General features: G+C 60.3%; 19 protein-coding genes and 1 riboswitch. Of the genes, 4 read left to right on the top strand and 15 right to left on the bottom strand.

The genetic code is table 11. The annotated features are described in order from the left end of the window. Nucleotides 1-15 precede the first annotated feature (15 nt). The 6 genes from uca to ACP7E4_RS26235 form a co-directional block, all read right to left on the bottom strand. The gene (uca, locus tag ACP7E4_RS26260) at nt 16-3660 is read right to left on the bottom strand and encodes an urea carboxylase (protein WP_426118644.1); all 3645 of its coding nucleotides are present in this window, start codon (nt 3658-3660) and stop codon (nt 16-18) included. Nucleotides 3661-3771: 111 nt separating this feature from the next. Then, on the bottom strand, nt 3772-4392 hold the full coding sequence (locus ACP7E4_RS26255; RefSeq protein WP_426118646.1) for an urea amidolyase associated protein UAAP2: 621 nt from the start codon (nt 4390-4392) through the stop codon (nt 3772-3774). An 11-nt stretch (nt 4393-4403) separates the two neighbouring features. After that, nucleotides 4404-5129: an urea amidolyase associated protein UAAP1 gene (locus ACP7E4_RS26250; protein ID WP_426118648.1), complete on the bottom strand. Its 726-nt coding sequence runs from the start codon at nt 5127-5129 to the stop codon at nt 4404-4406. 12 nt (nt 5130-5141) lie between these two features. Next, nucleotides 5142-5906 carry an ABC transporter ATP-binding protein gene (locus ACP7E4_RS26245; RefSeq protein WP_426118649.1) on the bottom strand — a complete coding sequence of 255 codons (765 nt, stop codon included), beginning with the start codon at nt 5904-5906 and terminating at the stop codon, nt 5142-5144. Next, nucleotides 5903-6718: an ABC transporter permease gene (locus ACP7E4_RS26240; protein WP_426118651.1), complete on the bottom strand. Its 816-nt coding sequence runs from the start codon at nt 6716-6718 to the stop codon at nt 5903-5905. Before ACP7E4_RS26240 ends, ACP7E4_RS26245 begins: the two co-directional genes overlap by 4 nt. 27 nt (nt 6719-6745) lie before the next feature. Next, complete coding sequence (locus ACP7E4_RS26235; protein WP_426118653.1) at nt 6746-7816, bottom strand: putative urea ABC transporter substrate-binding protein; 1071 nt, start codon at nt 7814-7816, stop codon at nt 6746-6748. Between the two features lie 60 nt (nt 7817-7876). Next, nucleotides 7877-7982, bottom strand: a riboswitch (guanidine-I (ykkC/yxkD leader). 383 nt (nt 7983-8365) lie between these two features. On the opposite strand from ACP7E4_RS26235, the gene ACP7E4_RS26230 reads away from it, so the two are divergent. Next, complete coding sequence (locus tag ACP7E4_RS26230) at nt 8366-8749, top strand: hypothetical protein (RefSeq protein ID WP_426118688.1); 384 nt, start codon at nt 8366-8368, stop codon at nt 8747-8749. Nucleotides 8750-8840: 91 nt separating this feature from the next. Here ACP7E4_RS26230 and ACP7E4_RS26225 read toward each other — a convergent pair whose 3' ends face one another. The 3 genes from ACP7E4_RS26225 to ACP7E4_RS26215 all read right to left on the bottom strand — a co-directional run bounded on the left by ACP7E4_RS26225 (nt 8841) and on the right by ACP7E4_RS26215 (nt 10689). Beyond that, nucleotides 8841-9236: a PIN domain-containing protein gene (locus tag ACP7E4_RS26225; protein ID WP_426118655.1), complete on the bottom strand. Its 396-nt coding sequence runs from the start codon at nt 9234-9236 to the stop codon at nt 8841-8843. Continuing rightward, nucleotides 9233-9475 carry an AbrB/MazE/SpoVT family DNA-binding domain-containing protein gene (locus tag ACP7E4_RS26220; protein ID WP_426118657.1) on the bottom strand — a complete coding sequence of 81 codons (243 nt, stop codon included), beginning with the start codon at nt 9473-9475 and terminating at the stop codon, nt 9233-9235. Before ACP7E4_RS26220 ends, ACP7E4_RS26225 begins: the two co-directional genes overlap by 4 nt. Before the next feature lie 101 nt (nt 9476-9576). Beyond that, nucleotides 9577-10689, bottom strand: coding sequence for an enoyl-CoA hydratase/isomerase family protein (locus tag ACP7E4_RS26215; RefSeq protein ID WP_426118659.1), 1113 nt, complete (start codon nt 10687-10689; stop codon nt 9577-9579). A 185-nt stretch (nt 10690-10874) separates the two neighbouring features. Between ACP7E4_RS26215 and ung the strand changes: the two genes are divergently transcribed. Then, the gene (ung, locus tag ACP7E4_RS26210) at nt 10875-11567 is read left to right on the top strand and encodes a uracil-DNA glycosylase (RefSeq protein ID WP_426118661.1); all 693 of its coding nucleotides are present in this window, start codon (nt 10875-10877) and stop codon (nt 11565-11567) included. 111 nt (nt 11568-11678) lie between these two features. Here ung and ACP7E4_RS26205 read toward each other — a convergent pair whose 3' ends face one another. From ACP7E4_RS26205 to ACP7E4_RS26190, 4 genes are all read right to left on the bottom strand, one after another. Next, nucleotides 11679-12713, bottom strand: a complete 1035-nt coding sequence (locus ACP7E4_RS26205; RefSeq protein WP_426118663.1) for an AbrB family transcriptional regulator — start codon at nt 12711-12713, stop codon at nt 11679-11681. Next, nucleotides 12706-14220, bottom strand: coding sequence for a tripartite tricarboxylate transporter permease (locus ACP7E4_RS26200; RefSeq protein ID WP_426118664.1), 1515 nt, complete (start codon nt 14218-14220; stop codon nt 12706-12708). The genes ACP7E4_RS26205 and ACP7E4_RS26200 overlap by 8 nt, the downstream gene beginning before the upstream one ends. 3 nt (nt 14221-14223) lie before the next feature. After that, nucleotides 14224-14682: a tripartite tricarboxylate transporter TctB family protein gene (locus tag ACP7E4_RS26195; protein ID WP_426118666.1), complete on the bottom strand. Its 459-nt coding sequence runs from the start codon at nt 14680-14682 to the stop codon at nt 14224-14226. Nucleotides 14683-14743: 61 nt separating this feature from the next. Then, on the bottom strand, nt 14744-15730 hold the full coding sequence (locus ACP7E4_RS26190) for a Bug family tripartite tricarboxylate transporter substrate binding protein (protein WP_170826384.1): 987 nt from the start codon (nt 15728-15730) through the stop codon (nt 14744-14746). A gap of 473 nt (nt 15731-16203) precedes the next feature. Between ACP7E4_RS26190 and ACP7E4_RS26185 the strand changes: the two genes are divergently transcribed. Continuing rightward, entirely contained in the window at nt 16204-16881 is a 678-nt protein-coding gene (locus ACP7E4_RS26185) for a response regulator (protein ID WP_426118668.1), read from the top strand. Next, a complete protein-coding gene (locus ACP7E4_RS26180; protein WP_426118669.1) occupies nt 16868-18256 on the top strand; it encodes a sensor histidine kinase in 1389 nt (462 codons plus the stop codon). Before ACP7E4_RS26185 ends, ACP7E4_RS26180 begins: the two co-directional genes overlap by 14 nt. Before the next feature lie 307 nt (nt 18257-18563). Here the strand turns inward: ACP7E4_RS26180 and ACP7E4_RS26175 are convergent, their stop codons facing one another. Together ACP7E4_RS26175 and ACP7E4_RS26170 are read right to left on the bottom strand one after the other, a co-directional pair. Beyond that, nucleotides 18564-19385, bottom strand: a complete 822-nt coding sequence (locus ACP7E4_RS26175; RefSeq protein ID WP_426118671.1) for an HDOD domain-containing protein — start codon at nt 19383-19385, stop codon at nt 18564-18566. 102 nt (nt 19386-19487) lie between these two features. Then, nucleotides 19488-20429, bottom strand: coding sequence for a YgfZ/GcvT domain-containing protein (locus ACP7E4_RS26170; RefSeq protein ID WP_426118673.1), 942 nt, complete (start codon nt 20427-20429; stop codon nt 19488-19490). Nucleotides 20430-20469 lie beyond the last annotated feature (40 nt).

The following is a 20469-nucleotide window of genomic DNA, read 5'->3' as shown; positions in this document are numbered from 1 at the left end:
TAAGAACAGACCACATCAAACGGCTTCTATGACTACGACTCGCTGTCCCGCACGCACCGCCGAACCCGGCTGTACGCGCACGTCCCGCACCACGCCGGCGTGTGTCGCCAGCAGCGGGATTTCCATTTTCATCGACTCCAGAATCACCAATACATCGCCAGCGGCGACCTGTTGGCCTACCTCCACCTGCACTTGCCAGAGATTCCCGGCAATGTGACTGTCGATACTGTGTTCACCGGCATTGAGCGGTGCTTCATCGGTCAGCGGCGCCACCGCTTCATCGCTTTCAAAATCGGCCTGGCCGCTGGCAATCCAGCGCTCGCGCTCGGCCTGAAAGGCACTTTGCTGCTGGCTGCGAAAGGCCGCGATGCCTTGGGCTTCACTGCTTAAGAACGCCTGGTAGTCCGCCAGGTTCAAGGTGCTGTGTTCTATTTGCAGCGGGTAGCGACCCAGGGGGAAATCCCGGCGAATGCGTAATAGCTCTTCGGCGCTGACCGGATAGAAGCGAATCTGATCGAAAAAGCGTAGCAGCCAAGGCTTGCCATCGAAGGCCGCCACTTCCCGATAGCGATTCCACATCTGCAACGTACGCCCGACAAACTGATAACCCCCCGGACCCTCCATGCCGTACACGCACATGTACGCGCCGCCAATGCCCACCGAATTCTCCGCCGTCCAGGTGCGCGCCGGGTTGTATTTGGTGGTCACCAGCCGATGGCGCGGGTCCAGCGGCGTGGCGACCGGAGCGCCGAGGTAGACATCGCCCAGGCCCATCACCAGATAGCTGGCCTCGAACACCGTGCGCTGCACTTCGTCGAGGTTGGGCAGATCGTTGATGCGGCGAATGAACTCCAGATTACTCGGGCACCACGGCGCGTCCTTACGCACGGTGGTCATGTATTTTTCGATAGCCAGCTGACAGGCCGGATCGTCCCAGGACAGCGGCAGATGCACGATGCGCGACGGCACTTGCAGATCCTTGGCCGCGCATACGGCATCCCATTCTCCGGCGACGATCTCCAGCAATTGCTGGAGCGGCAGTTGTTCAGGCTGGTAATGCACTTGCAGCGAACGAATGCCCGGCGTCAGGTCAATCACGCCGTGCAGGTTTTTCGCCTCCAGCGCCTGCATCAGCGCATGGCCACGAAAGCGCAGCACCAGATCCAGCTCCGGCGCACCGATTTCCAGCAGCAGATGAGTATCGCCGGAGAGTCGGGCCACCAGGCGCGTGTCGTCGTGGCCGATGTCGAGCATGATCGGGGAAGTCAGAACCCCGGCTGGAGCGAGGCTTGCCCGCGAAGGCGTCAAATCCGGCACCGCGTCGCCTGCTTCGCGAGCAAGCTCGCTCCCACAAGACAGACCGCCATTTTCCCTGAGAATCAACTGCCGGGCAGCCTGGATACTCACCGCTTCAAACATCACCTTATCGCCGGCCTTGAGCTGCCCAAGTTGCCACAGGTCAGCTTCGATGATGGTTACCGGGCAGACGAAACCGCCGAGGCTCGGGCCGTCGGGGCCGAGGATGACGGGCATGTCGCCGGTGAAATCCACGGCGCCGATGGCGTACGGATTGTCGTGAATGTTCGACGGATGCAAGCCCGCCTCACCGCCATCGGCCCGCACCCATTCCGGTTTCGGGCCGATCAGGCGCACGCCGGTGCGGCTGGAATTGAAATGCACTTCCCACGCGGTGGCGAAGAACGTCTGCATGTAATGCTCAGTGAAATACTCCGGCGCGCCGTGGGGGCCGTAGATGACACGAATTTGCCGAACGTCCGCCAACGCTTGCAACTGATCCTTTGCGACTTGCTGACCGACGCTGCGATCCACCAATGGCGAAATATGCAGCACGTCTCCGGCCCGCAAAGCCCGTCCGCCATGACCACCAAACTGGCCCAGCGTGAATGTGCTTTTGCTGCCCAGGTAATCCGGCACATCCAGCCCGCCACGCACGCATAGATAGCTGCGCGCACCTGTTCCGGCGATGGTGCCGAGCGCGAGGCTGGAACCGGCAGCGATAAACAACGCCGTGTTCATTGGCTGCATTTCGCCGTCCAGCATGATGGGGATCGCCGCACCGGTCACGGCAAGCACCGCGTCGGTGTTAAAGCGCAGCAGCGGGCCGCTCATGGTGATTTCCAGCGCGGCGCAGCCCTCGGCGTTGCCCAACAGGCGATTGCCCTGACGCAAGGCGCGGCTGTCCATCGGCCCGGACGGCGGCACGCCAACGGCCCAATAACCGAGACGTCCCGGATAATCCTGAACGCTGGTTTGCGTGCCGCCGCTGAGCACTTCGAAAGTGTCGGCGTGATAGATCAGACCTTCCAGGCAGCGCGTCCACGGCTGGCCGCTGGCAAATGGCGCGTCGGCGATGATCTGGCGCAGGTAATCACGGTTGCTCTCGACGCCGTACAGTCGCGTGTCGCTCAAGGCTTTGGCCAGGCCAGCCCGGGCCAACTCACGGTTCGGCGCCCAACTGATGACCTTGGCGATCATCGGATCGAAGAACGGTGGAATCTCGCAACCGGCTTCGACCCAGGTATCGATGCGCAGGCTTTTGCCGTCCACGGCGGGGAAGTTCACCGCCGTCAGCAAACCGGGGCTGGGCTGGAAATCCCGACCTGGATCTTCTGCGTATAGACGCGCTTGAATGGCGTGGCCGCTCGGCCTCAGCGCTGCTTGCAGTTCGCTCAATGGCGGCAGGTCGCCGGCGGCCAGTTGCACCATCCAGCTGACCAGATCGACGCCCCAGACTTGCTCGGTCACACCGTGCTCGACCTGCAAGCGGGTGTTCACTTCGAGAAAATAAAAGCGCTGATCCTCGCTGTCGAAGACAAACTCCACGGTGCCGGCGCTGCGATAATTCACCGCCTTGGCCAGCTTGATCGCTGCCATGCACAGCGCTTCGCCCATGCCTTCGGGCAGGTTCGGCGCGGGCGTTTCTTCGAGGACTTTCTGGTTGCGCCGCTGCACCGAACAATCGCGCACGCCCAGCGCGAGCACTTCGCCCCGGCCGTCGCCAAACACCTGAACTTCAAGGTGCCGGGCGCGCTGGATGTACTTCTCGATATACACGCCAGCGTCGCTGAAGTTGTTCTGGCCGAGGCGTTTCACCGTTTCGAACGACTCGCTTAGTTCAGCGGCGCTACGGCACACGCGCATGCCGATCCCGCCGCCGCCCGCAGTGCTTTTGAGCATCACCGGGTAACCGATGAGTTCTGCGGCGTGCAGTGCGGTGTCGAGGCTGTCGAGCAACTCGGTGCCTTCGAGCATCGGCACGCCATGCTGTTTGGCCAGCGCGCGGGCGGTGTGCTTGAGGCCAAAGACGCGCAGTTGCTCCGGTGTTGGGCCAACAAAGGCAATGCCTGCGTCTTCGCAGGTTTGCGCGAACGCGGCGTTTTCAGACAGGAAGCCGTAGCCAGGGTGAATGGCTTGGGCACCGCTGGCTTTAGCGATGGCGAGGATTTTATCCACCGCCAGATAAGTCCCGGCCGCGCCGCCTTCACCCAGGCTGTGCGCCTCGTCGGCTTCCAGCAAATGCAGGCTGGCGGCATCGGCTTCGGAATACACAGCAACGCCTTTGACGTGCAGGGCACGCAAGGTGCGCAGGATGCGGCAGGCAATGGCGCCGCGGTTGGCGATCAGCAGTGTGTCGAACATGGCTTGAACCCCGGAAGTCGATGGTCTCGACCTCAAACTGGGAAGCGGGCCGTCCCGCTATTGATGTGTCTGCACGAAGGTCGTCCGTCGTGGCTGGTTCTTTTGCTGCAATCAGTTCCAGACGTGCAATTCAGCCGGCGTCGGGTTGTAGCCATTGCATGGGTTATTCAACTGCGGACAGTTGGAAATCAGCACGATCACGTCCATTTCGGCGCGCAGCTCGACATATTTGCCGGGGGCGGAGATGCCGTCCTCGAAGGTCAATCCGCCGTCAGCGGTGACCGGCACGTTCATGAAGAAGTTGATGTTCGGTCCGATATCGCCTTTGCCCAGCCGTCCGTCATGCACACAGGCGCGCAGGTAATTGTCGCGGCAGCTGTGCATATGGCGTTTTTCCAGGGCGTAACGCACGGTGTTGCTCTCTTGCGCGCAAGCGCCGCCGAGGGTGTCGTGACGTCCGCAGGTGTCATCGACGATGGTCAGCATCGGTTTGCCGAGGTTGGAATACAGCACGCTGCCGGTGGTCAGGTAAACGCTGCCTTGACGGCGCAATGTGCGCTGCACGTCGTAACGCTCGCGGGGGTTGGCGAGGCTGAAGAACAGTGTGTCGACCGCCTGGTTGCCTTGCAGATCGAGGATGCGCAGGGTTTGCCCGGCCTTGAGTTCAGTCAGCGACGGTTCGCCTGCCGGAATGAAGGTGGTCGATACAGCAGTAGCGGAAGTCGAATTCATGGACGTGCTCCTCAGGCGAACAGGCGATCGGTGTTGATGAAGCCGCGCTGGTTTTCCGGGCGGGCCGTGCGGCAGTGTTCGGCGACACTGGCGTCGGCTTTCATCCAGGTCAGCTGCAGCGGCTGCGGGGCGTATTCAGGGTTTGGGTCCATGGGATGTTGCAGCGCGGTCAGCACGACGAGGGTATCCATCGGTGCGTACAGCTCGATGTAATCCCCGGCTTGCGAGTTGCCCGGCACGAAATGGAGCTTGCCAGCTTCGTCAACGTTGACGCGGCTGAACAGGTTCAAGGTCATCAGCAGGTCCGACAGGCCCAGGCCCCATTTGCCCAGTTCCACCAACAGGTTGTCGGTGCCGTTGCGGAAGAAACCGTTGCGCAGTTCCTGATAGCGGCCCTGGCCGTATTTCTCCGCGACTTCCTCAGCGCAGAGCACGCCGCCGAGGCTGTCGCTCCAGCCGCAGGTGTCAGTGGTAATTGCCGCCAGCACGCGGCCCATGTCCGAATACAGGCAATGGCCGCTGGTGAGTTTGGCGGTGTGTTGGCATTTGAGGCTGTCTGGCAGGTTCAAGCGCTCGGTTTTTTCATGAGCATTGAGCAGCGTCAGGCTGACGTTGGCGTTGCCGTTGATATCGGTCAGGCGCAGCAGTTCGCCGCGCTTGAGCACGAACGAACGGTGGCCGCCGCCGGGCAGCAGCTCTTCAGCGAAGACGGGGAATAGCGTGTTGGATGGTGTCATGAGCAGAATCCTCTAAGCCTGTTGCAGCGAATCAATCACGGCGCGTGCTGCGCGGCGGTCGCTGTTCAGGGGAATGTCATAAGTGATGCGCGCGCCATAAGCGCCGGGGGCGTGGGGGTCGATGCGCACTTTGTCGAAGACCAGCAAGCGGGTGCCAAGGTTGAAGCCTTCGGACAAGTCATGGGTGACCATGAACACCGTCAGCTGCGTCTCGCGCCACAATTCCAGAAGCAAGGCGTGCATGTCTTTGCGGATGCCCGGATCGAGCGCGCCGAAGGGCTCGTCGAGCAGCAAGACCCGAGGTTTCATGATCAGCGCTTGGGCAATTGCCAGCCGTTGTTGCATGCCGCCGGACAGCTGCGTCGGGTATTTATCCAGCGAATGACCCAGACCGACTTTCTTCAGCAACACCGCCGCCTGTTCGCGAGCGTCGCGTTTGGCGTTGCCGAACAGGCGTCCAAGCAGCGCCGAGCGCGGCAGTTCCAGGCCCAGCGCAACGTTGTCCAGCACCGAAAGATGCGGGAACACCGAATAGCGCTGAAAGACCACGCCACGGCTGGCATCCGGCTCGCTGGCCAAGGCCTTGCCGTCGAGCAGAATCTTGCCCTTGCTCGGCACTTCCTGACCCAGAAGCAGGCGTAGAAAAGTCGATTTGCCGCAGCCGGACGCGCCCACCAACGTGCAGAACTCACCCTCGGCGACGCTCAGGTTCAGGCCCTCAAGCACGACTTGATCGTCGTATTGTTGCCAGACGTTTTGCACGGAAATAAAACTCATCCTCGCGCCCCCTCATACCAGGGGAAGGCTTTGCGGGTCAGCGCCTTGAGGCCCCAATCCATCAGCCACGCCAGCAGCGTGATCCAGACCACGTAGGGCAGAATCACGTCCATTGCCAGATAGCGCCGCACCAGAAAGATCCGGTAACCGAGGCCATCCGTAGAGGCAATGGCCTCGGCAGCGATCAGGAACAACCACGCCGAACCCAACACCAGCCGCAAGGCAATCAACAGGCGCGGCAACAGTTGCGGCAGGATCACCCGCAGGATCAGCGTCCAGGTCGAAGCGCCCAGCGTCTGCGCCTTGATCAGCAGCTCCACCGGGATTTCCCGGGCGCGCTGCTCCAGATCGCGGGCCAGGATCGGCGTGATGCCGATCACGATGAGCATGACTTTCGACAGCTCGCCCAAGCCGAAGACGATGAACAGAATCGGCAGGATCGCCAGCGGCGGCACCATCGACAGTACCGTCAATAGCGGCGACAACGGCGCGCCGAACAATGGCAGGATTCCCGAGGCAATGCCCAGGCATAAACCCAGCAGCGCACTGATACTCAGGCCGATAGCGAGACGGCGCAGGCTCGAACCCGTGTCCTGCCACAGCAGATACTCGCCAGTGCGGGTATCTGCTGTGAACGCCATACGATTGACCGCATCAGCCATCTGCACCGCACTGGGCAGTAGTTTGTCGTTGGGGTTTTCCGTCAGCCGGGTCGCCGAGCCCGTGAAATAGGCGAACAACAGCAGGGCGAACGGCAGGATCACCAGAATCAGGCGACTGGCCCGATCCGGGCGGCGATTTATCAAGCGCATGGCAATGACCTTTGTGCGAAACGCGGATTACAACGTGCCGTCAGCGGCCATTTGCACGTAGCTCGGGTCGAAATGCAGCTTGAGATTGGCCTTGTCGCCAGACATCACGCCGTTGGCAAAGGACATGCCCACGGCGCTGGAATCCTTGGCGCCTTCACCCAGCAGGCCGTGCTCGAAGGAGAAGTTGGCAACCTTGTGCATGGTGTCCGGCAGCTGTTTGCTGTTGGCGAATTCCAGGGCTTCCCTGGGCGTGGCGAACAGCTTGGTGGTGTCCAGTTGCGCCTGGAAACCCGCCAGATCCGTGCCGGAGGCCTTGGCCATGTGCTCAAGCGCGATCTTGCTTTCGGCGGATTTGGCGTTCATCAGCGCAACCACTTCAAACCATGCACCGGTCAACGCTTTGCCCAGCGCCGGGTTGTCTTTCAGGGTCTGGGTATTGACCACCATCATGTCCATGATTTCGCCGGGGATCTTGCTGGAGTCGAACACCTGGGTAACGCCGGGCTTAGCCTTGATATCCGCCAGCATCGGGTTCCAGGTGGTCACCGCCTGGACGTCGTTGGTGTTGAAGGCGGCGGAGATGTCGGCGTCGGAAGTGTTGACCACTTTCAGGTCTTTCTCGGACAGATCAGCCGTATCCAGCGCGCGGGCCAGCAGATAGTGGGAAACCGAGAGTTCCACCAGGTTGACGTTCATGCCCTTGAGGTCGGCGACTTTTTTGCCCGTGCCTTTGATGACGATGCCGTCGTTGCCATTGGAGAAGTCGCTGATGATCAGCGCCGTGCTGTCCACGCCGCCCGCAGCCGGGATGGTCAGCGCATCCATGTTGGTCATGGTGCAGCCATCGAACTGGCCTGCGGTGTATTGGTTGATGGATTCGACGTAATCGTTGAGCTGGGTGACATCGATCTTGATGCCGTACTTTTTCGCCCACTTGTCGACAATGCCTTGGGTGCCTGCGTATTCCCAAGGCATCCAGCCGGCATAAATGGTCCAGCACACGTTGAATTCTTTTTTGACGGCGGCTTGCGCCGAAGAGAGGCTCAATGCAGCGACGAGGCCTGCAGCGAGCAGGCCGAACAGACGGGATTTTTGCATGTAACAACCTCCAGTAGCGAAAAGGGGCGGCGAGGAGCAACGCGACACCACTGGTGTCCTGTCTCCCGGGCTTTTATCCCGCCGTGTAACCTCTACTGGAGGTCGCCAACTCTCGGACCAGCCACCCGCCATTCACTGGCGAGCCGGAACCCTAGTCGGCTATTGCAAATTGTGGTGCCGCGAACCTGTTTTGACTCCTGCACGGGTTTCCTAAAGCGAGAGTTGTGCCAACTTGTCACAACGCCCGATACAGAGGGGCTGCGACGCGCAGGCAGGTTTCGAGCACGCCCATATCGGCTGATCATGGTGCGCCGATGCACCGGCTTGGGGCGCCGCGGCACAAATATAGTTAGGCCCACGGGGCACTCGAACGGGCTTTTCATGTCTTATTTTCTGTCCGCCAGCTATTGGCGAACGCCGACCAGCGTCGCTGGTTTGTGCCCTATCGCGGTCCGGGAGGCCGCCATGTATCGACGACCCTTGCTGCTTGTTTTACTGGCTCTGACCCTTGCTGGTTGCTATGGAGGTCCCGGTTACTACGAATCCGATGTGTATACCCAGCCCGCAACCGTTGTTGGAGGTGGATATGCTTATGACAATGGCTATCGTTCGACTTATTACCAGGAGCGGCGAATCTATGTAGCGCCGCAGCCACGCTACTATGCCCCGGCGCCGCGCTATTACGCGCCGCCACCCGTTCCACGTTATTACCAGCCCGGCAGACCGCCAGGCTATGGCTGGGGTGACAACCGCTATCGCGGTGGCAATCCCGGTTATCGCAACGATCCACGTCGTGACTACCGCGGCGGCCCTTCGTGGGGTGGCGACCATGGCGGCAACCGAGGCCATGACGGACGAGGTCCGGGCCGAGGCGACGGACGCGGCGATGGCCGTGGCGGTCGCGGAGGAGATGGCCGAGGCGGGCATCGCTGATCGGTAGTTGGCAGTTGAAAGAAGAACGGCACTCCATGGAGTGCCGTTTTTATTGAGCGATGTCCGAGCGGTTTCATGCTTGCAGACGAATTTACATCAGCCGACGCATTCCAGCGGTCTTGGCCGCTTTACTGTCGAACGTGGCGGTATGGTCGCAGCCGGCTGCGTGGGCGGAACGTTCAATCAGGCAGTCGGCAAAGTCGGCGTTGGATTCAGTAAAGCGCCTGAGTGCCTGCCAAACCGTTTCGACGTTTTCCACCGTCAACTCTCTGGTGCGCAAAAGCGTTTCCAGGACCGCGATGATTTCTGATTTGCTGGATTGGTAGCTCGACTGCAGTACCCAGACGAACTCGACGACTGAAACCATGGCTATAAAACCGGGAGCGGTAACGGTCAAAGATTCGATCAATTGCGAAGCTATGGCCGATTGCTTAACGTCATCCTGAGCTACATAACGCACCAGAACATTGGTATCCAGACCGATCATTCAGTTTTCGATCCCTGTGTTTCGATAGCCAGGTTCATGTCTTCGATGCTGACTGGTTTGGCTGGTTTGCGAATCAGGCCTTTCAGATCTCGCACAGAGTGAGTCGCCGCGATGATGGCGAATTTACCGTTGCCTATATCAACGAATTCAATTCGATCCCCTGTATCCAGGCCAAGTGAAGCCCTGACCTGGGCAGGAATGGTAATCTGCCCCTTTGAAGTAACGGTAGCTGTAGCCATCATTAACGCCTCTCGAGTTGGAATTCCTTACTTTGGGGTAAGGAGTTCGCTCAATCAAGAGGTAGCCATCAGATTTACCGACTCAAAGCATTGTATTTCACTCAATACCCCGACAAATCCGCCAACGGATGCCGACCTTCCCACGCCTTGGCGAAGTGTGCGTCGATCACTGCCAGTGGGACGCTGGCCACGTCCTGCCAGTGCCAATGGGGTTTGTTGTCCTTGTCGATCAGCCGCGCGCGCACGCCTTCGCTGAACTCGGGATGGCGGCAGCAGTTGAGGCTCATGGTGTATTCCATCTGGAATACTTCGGCCAACGACATGTGCCGGGCGCGCTGGATTTGTTCCCAGACCAGGTGCGCGGTCAGCGGGCAGCCCTCGCTCAGGGTCTTGGCGGCGCGAGCCAGCAGGGTGTCGTCTTTGTGTTGCAAGTGGCTGATGGCAGTCCATGCGCAGGGCAGGTTGCCGACGTCGAGCAATTCATCGATCTGCTGGCGACGCGGCAGCCACTGCGCGGCCGGTAACTGGCCAATGGCTTCCTGTTGCAACGCCTTGAGCAGGCTGTTGAGCTGGATCGAGGTCTGTTCCTGCCAGTTGAGCTGCTGCAGGCCGTCGATCAACTCATCCTGCTGTTCATCGAGCAGGAAGCGGTCGGCGAGGTCCAGGTTCAGCGCGTCGTGCCCGTTGATGTGCGAGCCGGTCAGGCCGAGAAACAGGCCGAGCTTGCCCGGCAGGCGCGAAAGGAACCAGCTGGCGCCGACATCCGGATACAACCCGATGCTGATTTCCGGCATCGCCAGGCGGCTGCTTGGCGTTACGATACGAATGCTGGCCCCTTGCAGCAGACCCATGCCGCCGCCGAGCACATAACCGTGACCCCAGCAGATCAACGGTTTTGGATAGGTGTGCAGGCTATAGTCGAGGCGATATTCAGCGGAAAAGAAATGCGCCGCCAGTGGCGGCACTTCGCCGGGATGCTCACGGCAGGTCTCCACCAGGGTACGGACATCTCCGCCCGCGCAGAACGCTTTGGGCCCGTTGCCGCGCAGTAATACGCAAACGATGCTGTCGTCGCTTGCCCAGTTGTCCAGCTTGTCTTGCAGAGCCAGGATCATTGGCAGCGACAAGGCATTCAATGACTGTTCCGCGTCCAGGGTGGCGACGCCGATACGGGCGCCGTCCTGGGCGGGGAATTCTTCAAAGAGCAGATTCATCGTGACCTCTCGAGGGCAATACATTTATCCAACAGGGTTTTGATTGCCTCATGTCGGGTTAAGTTGCGATCAAGTGTAGGAAACGGCGGAGCGGGGTGCGCTGTATTTGACATTGGCGGCCAGCTTTCATAGGGTCTGCTCCCCCGTTTCAGCAACGCCGCGCGCATTGTTTGCAAGGTATGACCATGACATCCGACGACCGCATCAAACTCGAACCCGGCTGGAAACACGCGCTGCGTGATGAGTTCGAAAAACCCTACATGAGCCAGCTGCGTGATTTTTTGCGCCAGGAGCATGCTGCCGGCAAGGAAATCTATCCGCCGGGACCGTTGATCTTCAACGCGCTGAATTCCACGCCGCTGGATCAGGTCAAGGTGGTCATCCTCGGCCAGGACCCTTATCACGGCCCCGGCCAGGCCCACGGTTTGTGTTTCTCGGTGCAACCCGGCGTGCCGGCGCCGCCGTCGCTGGTCAACATTTACAAAGAGCTCAAGCGCGACCTGAACATCGACATTCCCGTCCATGGTCATTTGCAGTCCTGGGCTGATCAGGGGGTGTTGATGCTCAACACAACCTTGACCGTCGAACGCGCCAATGCCGCCTCCCACGCAGGCAAGGGCTGGCAGCATTTCACCGACAAAGTGATCGAGACCGTCAGCGCCCAGCAGCCGCATCTGGTGTTCATGCTGTGGGGCGCGCATGCGCAGAGCAAACAGAAACTGGTCGATGCCACCAAGCATCTGGTGCTGACCTCGGTGCATCCTTCGCCGTTGTCGGCTTATAAAGGCTTTCTGGGCTGCGGGCATTTCAGCCGCGCCAACAAGTATCTGGAACAGAACGGGATGGCACCGATCGAGTGGCGATTGCCTGCGGTGTGAAGTTGAATGCAAATTTGTGGGAGCAAGCTTGCTTGCGAAAGCGGCGGTTCAGCCCATGAAGATGTTGGCCGTTCTGGCCTCTTCGCGAGCAAGCTCGCTCCCACATGCTATTCAGGATTGCTCTCGCCTATCCCAATACCGAAACACCGGCTCCGCCAGAAACAACACGAACAGCAAGCGCATCACCTGCATCGCCGTCACCAACGGCACAGACAGTTGCAGCACTTCCGCCGTCAGGCTCATTTCGGCAATGCCGCCGGGCATCATGCCCAGGGTCAGTGAACGCAGATCCAGATGGGTTGCTGCGCTCAGCCCCAACGCGGCGAGGGCGGCGATGAGCATGGTCAGCGCGGTGCCGAGTAGCGTCTTGCCGATAAACGCAGGTGCGCGGCGGAAAAACTCACGGTTGAAATGACAGCCCAAACCGCTGCCGATCAGCCATTGACCAATCTGACTGCCGCCATCAGGCAAACCGATGTGCAGATCCCAGGCAATGCTGACCGTCGCGCTCACCAACAAAGGGCCGAACAGCCATGGATTGGGTTGCTTCAGGCGTTGCCAAAGCCAGGCCACGGCGGCGCCCATTGGAAACAGAACCGCAAGCCACCACCAGTCAACGGAACCTGGATGGAAGGCCGGTGTGCCATCGCCCAACAAGTATTTGAAAATGGCTGGAACGCAGAGCACCACCGCCAGTACGCGCAGGCTTTGCCCGGCGGCGACGCTGCTGAGAATGGCGCCGTTGCGCGCGCCAAGGTTGACCATTTCGCCGGAGCCGCCGGGCATGCTGGAGAAGAACGCGGTAGCACGATCTTCCCCGCTGCGCCGCATCAACCACACCCCGACAACGCTGGAAACACTGGTGACCAGTGCGCCGAAAAAGATCAGGCCGAAATGCGCCATGACCTGGGCAATCACCACCGGAGTGAAGTGCAGGCCAATGCCGATGCCGACCACCCATTGACCGCATTTGCGGCCGCCGGGGATTTCTGCCAGTTGCCAGGGAGTCAGGCAGCGCACCAGGATGATCGCCAGTAGCGAGCCAACCATCCAGGGCAGAGGCCAGCCGACCTGGCTGGCGAGAAATCCGCCAAGCAGGCCGACCAGCGGTGTTGCCCACCAGGTCCTGAAGGGTCGATCAGACACTGGTTGCCGCACTGCGCTGCAATGCACGTTTGCGCCAGATGCGGATCAGCGGGAACACCAGCATGAAGATGGTCAGTACCCAGACGCCGATGGTGATCGGGCTGGACCAGAGAATCTCCATCGCGCCATTGGAGATCGACAGCGCACGACGCAGGTTCTGTTCCATCAAGCCGCCGAGGATGAAACCCAGCAGGATTGGCGACAAGGGGAAGTCCAGCTTGCGCAGGATGTAACCGAAGATACCGATGCCAACCATCAGGAACAGGTCGAATGTCGTGGCATGCACTGCGTAGACGCCGATCCCGGTGATGATCGCGATGACCGGCACCAGCGCCCAATTCGGCACATTGAGGATGCGGGTGAAGATGCGGATCATCGGGATGTTGAGAATCACCAGCATGATGTTGGCGACGAACAACGAAGCGATCAGGCCCCAGACAATGTCCGGTTGCTGTTGAAACAGCATCGGGCCGGGCGTGATGTTGTACAACGACAGTGCGCCAATCATCACCGCCGTGGTGCCTGAACCCGGAACACCCAGGGTCAGCATGGGCACCAGAGCACCACACGCCGAAGCACCGATTGCGGTTTCTGGAGCGGCGAGGCCGCGCATATCGCCCTGACCGAATTTGCCGGTTGCACCCGCCAGACGCTTCTCGGTCATGTACGCCACGGCGCTGGCCAATGTTGCGCCCGCACCTGGCAATACGCCCATGATGAAGCCCAGCAGGCCGCAACGGATATTCACCACGAATACCGCACTGGCTTCCTTGAAGTTGAACATCATGCGGCCGGTGGCTTTCACCGCTTCCTGGCCACGATGGGTTTTTTCCAGCAGCAACAGAATCTCGCTGATGGAGAACAGCCCCAGTACCAGCACCACGAACTGAATGCCGTCGGTCAGGTGAATATTGTCGCCGGTGAAGCGATACACGCCGCTGTTGGCGTCGATGCCGACGGCCGACAGGAACAGGCCCATCAACGCGGCAATGAACGTCTTCAGTGGCCGATCACCCGCCATGCCGCCGAGACAGACAATGGCAAACACCATCAACACGAAATATTCCGCGGGACCGAAAGCAATCGCCCATTTCGCCAACAACGGGGCGAACAGCACCATGCCGCAGGTCGCAATCAGCGCACCGATGAACGAGCTCCATGCCGACAACGACAGCGCCACACCCGCCAGACCCTGGCGAGCCATTGGGTAACCGTCGAGGGTGGTCATGACTGTCGAGGCTTCGCCCGGAATGTTCAGCAGGATCGAACTGATCCGGCCGCCATACTCACAGCCCAGGTAAACCGCCGCCAGCAGGATCAGTGCCGACTCCGGCGGCAGGCCGAGCGCGAAGGCAATCGGGATCAACAGCGCAACGCCGTTGATCGGACCCAGCCCCGGCAGCAGGCCGACGACTGTGCCGATCAGGGTGCCGCACAGTGCGGTAATCAGGTTGTAAGGCGTCAGCGCAACGCCGAAGCCCTGGCCGAGGTAGCTGAAAGTATCCATTGATCAGTTCTCCAGAACGTCAAGCAAGCCCAGGGGCAACGGAACGTCCATGGCTTTATCGAATAGAAGGTAAAGGCCGATGCTCATCAAAATCACCACGATCACGCTTGGCACCCAGCGCCCGCCATACAGGCGCGCCATGGGAATGCCGATCAGGATGCTGCTGAGAATGAAGCCCAACGGTTCGAACAGGCCGGCGAAAATCAGCAGCAAGAAGACGCAGGCGGTGATCTTGATGATGGTTTCGCGGTCCAGCTTCGGGTCTTCTTCGGTATGAACGATGGGCGTCGGGCGGAACAGCATGTACACCAGCGCGAGCCCCATCAGGCCCAGCATCAGCAGGGGAAACGCCCGTGGGCCGACCGGTTCGTAGGAAAATGGCGCTTGATAGGGCCAGGCCATCAATGCCAGGCCGGCGCAGACCAGCAGCAGAAACGCGGCAAAAAATCGTTGGATCAACATGGTGCAAGCTCCCGGGTTGCGCCGCCTCGCTGGCAGGCGCAACCGCTAGTCAGTCAGGCGATCACTGAATCAGGCCGAATTCCTTAGCCAGGGTCTTGTAGTCGGCGACTTGTTTCTTCACGTAGGTGTCCAGTTCCTGGCCGGTCATGGCAAACGGGAACAGTTCACGCTGGTCGCGCAACTTGGCGAAGTCTTCCGAGGCCAGCAGCTTGTCGAAAGCGTCTTTCCACCAGTTGTATTCGGCGTCGGTCACCTTTGGCCCGAGGTAGAAACCACGAACCACCGGCCAGACGATGTCATAGCCTTGCTCTTTGGCCGTCGGGATGTTTTTCATTTCCGGCTCGTCCAGACGCTTGTCGGCGAACACGGCAAGCAGGCGCATGTCACCGCTGAGGATGTGCGGCATGGAGTCGGAAATGTCGGTGCTGCCCACCTGAATGTGCCCGCCGAGCAGAGCCGTGGCGATTTCACCGCCGCCTTCGAGGGCGACATAACGCAGGTCGCGCGGGTTGATACCGGCGGCCTTGGCGATCAGTGCGGTTTGCATCCAGTCCTGGCTGCCGACGGTGCCGCCCGAGCCGATCACGACTTTGCTCGGGTCGGCCTTGAGGGCCTTGACCAGATCGTCGAGGTTTTTGTAAGGCGAATCGGCTTTCACCGCGATGGCGCCATAGCTGGTGCCCACCGCAGCGAGCCAGCGCACGGCGTTTTCGTCGAAACGACCGAATTTGCCTTGCGCCAGGTTCAGCAGCGAGCCGCTGGACCACGCCACCAGCGTGCCGGCATCGGCAGGGCGCTGAGCGACCACCGCGTTGTAGGCCACAGCACCAACGCCGCCGGGCATGTAGGTCACACGCATCGGCTTGGTAAGAATTTTTTCGTTGATCAGCGCGCTCTGCACCAGTTTGCAGGTCAGGTCGAAACCACCGCCCGGCGAGGCGGGCGCGATGCATTCAGGGCGCTTGGGTTCATCGGCGAACAGCTGAGTGGCGAGCATCATGCAACCCGCGGCTACAGCGAAACGACGCAAAGACAAGTTCATGGTCAGTCTCCAGAAGAGTTGTTGTTTTTGGATGTTGCTTTTTAGATGTTGAAACAGTCACGCAGCGCAGCAACCGACGGTTCAGGCGAAACGTTTCATCGGTGGCGGTCAGCCGAATACGGAGTGGGGCGAGCGGGCGCAGATAATCGACGCGGCAGGTGAATGCCAGCAAAGGTCGAGGACGTACGAGAAGAGGGGGGTGAATTCGGAACAGCTGACAACCCAGGCTTGGTCGTGGGATTGTTCATGGATAACTCCGTTTTTCATTTTTTGTTTTTATTGTGAAAACGCGTCGTGGCGCTTTTCTTTCGGTCCCGACTTGCGGGCCTTTTCGCGATGCTAAACAGCGAAGCTTTCACAAACCTTTCAGCTACCTTTCAGCGGCCAACTAAAATGAGTTTGCAGGCGTTTCGTGCTTCACAGGCCGCGGCGCGCCTGTAAACTCCGCGCTCTTAATGTCACGCAATCAGGAGAAGTCGATGCGTGTTCTGCTCGTCGAAGATCATCCACAACTGGCTGAAAGTGTGGCACAGGCGCTCAAAAGCGCAGGGTTGACCGTGGATGTCCTGCACGACGGTGTTGCCGCCGATCTGGCCCTGAGCAGCGAGGAATATGCCGTTGCCATCCTCGATGTCGGCTTGCCGCGCCTCAATGGCTTTGAAGTGCTGGCGCGTCTGCGCGGGCGCGGCAAAAACCTGCCGGTGTTGATGCTGACCGCCCGCAGCGATGTGAAGGATCGTGTCCATGGTCTCAATCTGGGCGCCGATGACTATCTGGCCAAGCCGTTTGAGCTTTCCGAGCTGGAAGCGCGGGTCAAGGCGCTGCTGCGCCGCAGTGTGTTGGGCGGCGAGCGCCAGCAACGTTGCGGCGCACTGGTCTACGACCTCGATACCCGGCGCTTCACCCTTGGCGATGAACTGCTGACCCTGACTTCCCGGGAGCAAGCGGTGCTGGAAGCGCTGATTGCGCGGCCCGGTCGCGTGATGAGCAAGGAACAGCTGGCTTCCCAGGTGTTCGGCCTGGATGAAGAAGCCAGCGCCGATGCCATCGAAATCTACGTGCATCGCTTGCGCAAGAAGCTCGACGGCCAGCCAGTGGGTATCGTGACCTTCCGCGGCCTGGGTTATCTGCTGGAAAGTCGCGATGAGCCGGCATAACAGTCTTCGCTGGCGCTTACTGTGGAATCTCGGGCTGCTGTTGACCGTATTAATGCTGGCCAGCGGCCTGAGCGCTTACTGGAACGGCCGCGAAGCCGCTGATACCGCTTACGACCGGACGCTGCTGGCGTCGGCGCGAACCATTGCCGCCGGGGTTTCCCAGCGCGATGGCACGCTGAGCGCCGATGTGCCGTATATCGCCCTGGACACGTTCGCTTACGACAGCGTCGGGCGCATTTATTACCAGGTCAACGACATCAACAAACAGTTGATCTCGGGCTACGAAAGTCTGCCGCCACCGCCTCCCGGCACCTTGCGCACCGATGACTACCCGGCGCTGGCCAGCTTCTACAGCGCCCGCTATCAGGGTCAGGACGTGCGGGTTGTCAGCCTGCTCAAGCCGGTCAGCGAGCCGAACATGAACGGCATGGCGGAGATCCGTGTCGCGGAAACCGAGGAGGCACGGGTCAGAATGGCGCGCGGTCTGATGGCCGATACCTTGTTGCGCCTGGGAATGCTTGGCGCGGGTGCGTTGTTGCTGGTCTGGTTCACCGTCAGTGCGGCATTGCGCCCGCTGGAGCGACTGCGCACCGAGGTCGAAGAGCGTCAGCCCGACGATCTGCGCTCATTGCCGCTGGTCGAAGTCCAGCACGAGCTGCGCCCGCTGGTCAGCGCCCTCAACCACTTTACCGAGCGTCTGCGTCAGCAATTCGAGCGTCAGGCGCAGTTCATTGCCGATGCCGCCCACGAACTGCGCACGCCGCTGGCAGCGCTCAAGGCTCGGGTCGAGTTGGGGCTGCGCTCCCATGAACCCGCCGATTGGCGCACGACGCTGGAAAGCGCGGCGCAAGGCACGGATCGACTGACCCATCTGGCCAATCAATTGCTGTCTCTGGCACGCATTGAAAACGGTGCGCGCGCCATCGCCGAGGGTGGTGCGCAGCTGTTGGATCTGAGTCAGTTGGCCCGCGAACTCGGCATGGCCATGGCGCCGCTGGCACACGCGCATGGCGTTGCGCTGGCGCTTGAGGCTGATGATCCGGTCTGGCTGCGGGGCGAGCCGACCTTGCTCAACGAATTGCTGAGTAATCTCATCGACAATGCCCTGGCGCACACGCCATCGGGTGGCAATGTGATTCTGCGGGTCAGCGCTCCGGGCATTCTTGAGGTTGAAGATGATGGCCCCGGCATACCAGAAGCCGAGCGCGACCGTGTTTTCGAGCGCTTTTATCGCAGTCGTCAGCAGGGCAGCGGATCGGGATTGGGTTTGGCGATCGTTGGCGAGATTTGCCGGGCGCATCTGGCGCAGATCAGTTTGCATGACGGGGCCGAGCAAGGTTTGAAAGTGCGGGTCAGCTTTGTAGCGGCTCAATAAAGCCAGTTTCAACCACCGACACCGTTATCGTTCTTTGCGGGCAAGCCTCCAACAAAAGAAATTAAGTTCTCCGCAGATGCGACGCTCTGGTGATCTCGTTGGAGATTCTATGTCCGGGGGCAACCGCCAGGCGCCAGACGTATTGTCTGAACCGACGCCTTCCCGGCTAAAGCCGGTCCCACTGTGGGACCGGCTTTAGCCGGGAAGACGGCATTCCAGTAGACGCAAATGCATCGGCTGTACGTCCAGATCCGTTGGAGGCTTGCCCGCGAATCAGGCGCCTCGGAGGGTCAGATTTCATCGCAGCTCAATAAAGCATGAGCTTGGCTTCATCCATTTCTGCGCCCAGGTGACCGCCGCTCATGTCCAGCCCCAGTTGATGGAACGCAGGCAGGCTGCTCAATTCGATCTGGCTGTACGGATGCGCCGTCCCTTGATGCAGGTGCACCGTCGCAACCTGCACCAGGTCGATGTAGTCAGCGCGTTGCGAGACGCGGGTGAAGTTCTGGAATTTGGCGGGCACCGAAGCCAACGGCTCGGGGAAATCCCAAGAGCGCAGCAGTCGTTCGCCAATCACCGGATGAATCTGCTCGATCACATGGTTGAGGCTGACCTCATCGGACAGCAGCTCGTTGTGGTCCTCGGCATAGGTCAGGATCGGGAGCACGCCAATCAGATGGATCAGCCCGGCCAGCGTTGCCTGATCAGGTCGCAGGTGAGCACGTCGACTGCTCAGCGCGTAGCTGATACCCGCCACTTGCAGGCTTTGCTGCCAGATTTCCCGCATTTTGCGTTCGACCACTGGCGACTTGGCGTGGAACATTTGCTCGACCACCAGACCGATGGCCAGGTTGCAGCTGTAAATGACGCCCAGCCGGGTGATGGCGGTATTGACGTCACTGACTTCAAAGTTCGGGCGCAGCAAGGGGCTGTTGACCACCTTGATCAGTCGTGCGGAAAGCGCTGTATCGCTGCCGATGACTTTGCTCAGGGCGGCAATGCTTATCTCGGTGTCTTCTGCGGCGAGACGAATTTTTAGTGCTACTTCCGGCAGGGTAGGCAGAAACAAGGCATCTCTATCGATGGCCTTGATCAAATTCCTCTGCACTTCGTCAGCCATTTCACTCATGTCGCATCTCGTTGGCGAAGGGAAGTCTGGGACCTCCAGACCCGGAAGGGCGGAGGCGGGGCAGTAAGCAGACATTGACTGAACCCAGGCGTTCGATTGCTATCAGCGCTGGGTTTCGAGTTTGCTGTCGAGGGTATAAGGCAGCTCGGCCAATTGCAGTGCCGGACCTTCAACCGACCCCAGATGGATCTGGCCACTTTCAGCCGCATCGCCCTGTAAAACAGCCAGTAATTCGACGCCGTTCGATGTCTGGGCAGCGATCACGACGTTGCCCACGGCGCTGGCATGAACCGGGGAAAACAGCGCAGTGCCTGGCTCTGGAACGCTCTGTTGCGGGAGTGTCAGTCGATACAAACGGCGCTTGAGCTTGCCCAGATATTGCATGCGCGCAACGATTTCCTGACCGGTGTAGCAGCCCTTTTTGAAGCTCACGCCGCCGACCGCTTGCAGGTTCAACATTTGCGGAATGAACTCCTCCCGCGTGGTCCCTACCACTTGTCCGATACCTGCACGAATCTGCCCCAGCAGCCAATCGTTGAGCGTGCCTTCGGACAATTGTGCTGCCAGACGCGAGCGGATATCGGCGGCTTGTTCGGCGCGAACCCAGAGCTCGGCCCTGGCCGGGGAGACGCGGATGGCGATCAAGTCGTTGTCGCGCACAACCGAGTCGGTGTCCTGCGACAAATCCAGGCCGAGGCTGACCAGCGCGCCGTCGCCGTCCTGCAGGCCAAAGCGCAGCCAGGAAGCGCTCTCGTCGCTCAGTTTTGACTTGGAGAACACTGCGTATTTTTTCAGGTCGGCCAGTTGTGGCTCGATCAGCTCGCTGGCCATCGCCAGCAGGCAGCCGTCACCTTCAAGCAGGATGCGGAAGCTCGACTGCATGCGGCCTTTTTGCGTGCAGCGCGCGCCCAGGGTCGCTTTTGCATCGCTCAGGTAGTCGAGGTTGCAAGTCAGTTGTCCTTGCAGGAATTTGCTGGCGTCCACGCCGCGGACGGCAAGAACCCCTTCATGGGAAAGCGGGCAGAAGAAAGCTGAATCGGACATGGGTCTTCGCGGGCCTGAAAAGTCTGGGGCACATGATAGT

It is taken from the genome of Pseudomonas sp. DSP3-2-3 (assembly GCF_049898225.1).
Lineage (GTDB): Bacteria > Pseudomonadota > Gammaproteobacteria > Pseudomonadales > Pseudomonadaceae > Aquipseudomonas.
This window is presented reverse-complemented; position numbering and strand designations above follow the sequence as displayed.

Coding starts and splice junctions, on each gene's coding strand:
- uca (WP_426118644.1), bottom strand. CDS start 3,660: ATGTTCGACACACTGCTGATCGCCAACCGCGGCGCCATTGCCTGCCGC.
- ACP7E4_RS26255 (WP_426118646.1), bottom strand. CDS start 4,392: ATGAATTCGACTTCCGCTACTGCTGTATCGACCACCTTCATTCCGGCA.
- ACP7E4_RS26250 (WP_426118648.1), bottom strand. CDS start 5,129: ATGACACCATCCAACACGCTATTCCCCGTCTTCGCTGAAGAGCTGCTG.
- ACP7E4_RS26245 (WP_426118649.1), bottom strand. CDS start 5,906: ATGAGTTTTATTTCCGTGCAAAACGTCTGGCAACAATACGACGATCAA.
- ACP7E4_RS26240 (WP_426118651.1), bottom strand. CDS start 6,718: ATGCGCTTGATAAATCGCCGCCCGGATCGGGCCAGTCGCCTGATTCTG.
- ACP7E4_RS26235 (WP_426118653.1), bottom strand. CDS start 7,816: ATGCAAAAATCCCGTCTGTTCGGCCTGCTCGCTGCAGGCCTCGTCGCT.
- ACP7E4_RS26225 (WP_426118655.1), bottom strand. CDS start 9,236: ATGATCGGTCTGGATACCAATGTTCTGGTGCGTTATGTAGCTCAGGAT.
- ACP7E4_RS26220 (WP_426118657.1), bottom strand. CDS start 9,475: ATGGCTACAGCTACCGTTACTTCAAAGGGGCAGATTACCATTCCTGCC.
- ACP7E4_RS26215 (WP_426118659.1), bottom strand. CDS start 10,689: ATGAATCTGCTCTTTGAAGAATTCCCCGCCCAGGACGGCGCCCGTATC.
- ung (WP_426118661.1), top strand. CDS start 10,875: ATGACATCCGACGACCGCATCAAACTCGAACCCGGCTGGAAACACGCG.
- ACP7E4_RS26200 (WP_426118664.1), bottom strand. CDS start 14,220: ATGGATACTTTCAGCTACCTCGGCCAGGGCTTCGGCGTTGCGCTGACG.
- ACP7E4_RS26195 (WP_426118666.1), bottom strand. CDS start 14,682: ATGTTGATCCAACGATTTTTTGCCGCGTTTCTGCTGCTGGTCTGCGCC.
- ACP7E4_RS26185 (WP_426118668.1), top strand. CDS start 16,204: ATGCGTGTTCTGCTCGTCGAAGATCATCCACAACTGGCTGAAAGTGTG.
- ACP7E4_RS26180 (WP_426118669.1), top strand. CDS start 16,868: ATGAGCCGGCATAACAGTCTTCGCTGGCGCTTACTGTGGAATCTCGGG.
- ACP7E4_RS26175 (WP_426118671.1), bottom strand. CDS start 19,385: ATGAGTGAAATGGCTGACGAAGTGCAGAGGAATTTGATCAAGGCCATC.
- ACP7E4_RS26170 (WP_426118673.1), bottom strand. CDS start 20,429: ATGTCCGATTCAGCTTTCTTCTGCCCGCTTTCCCATGAAGGGGTTCTT.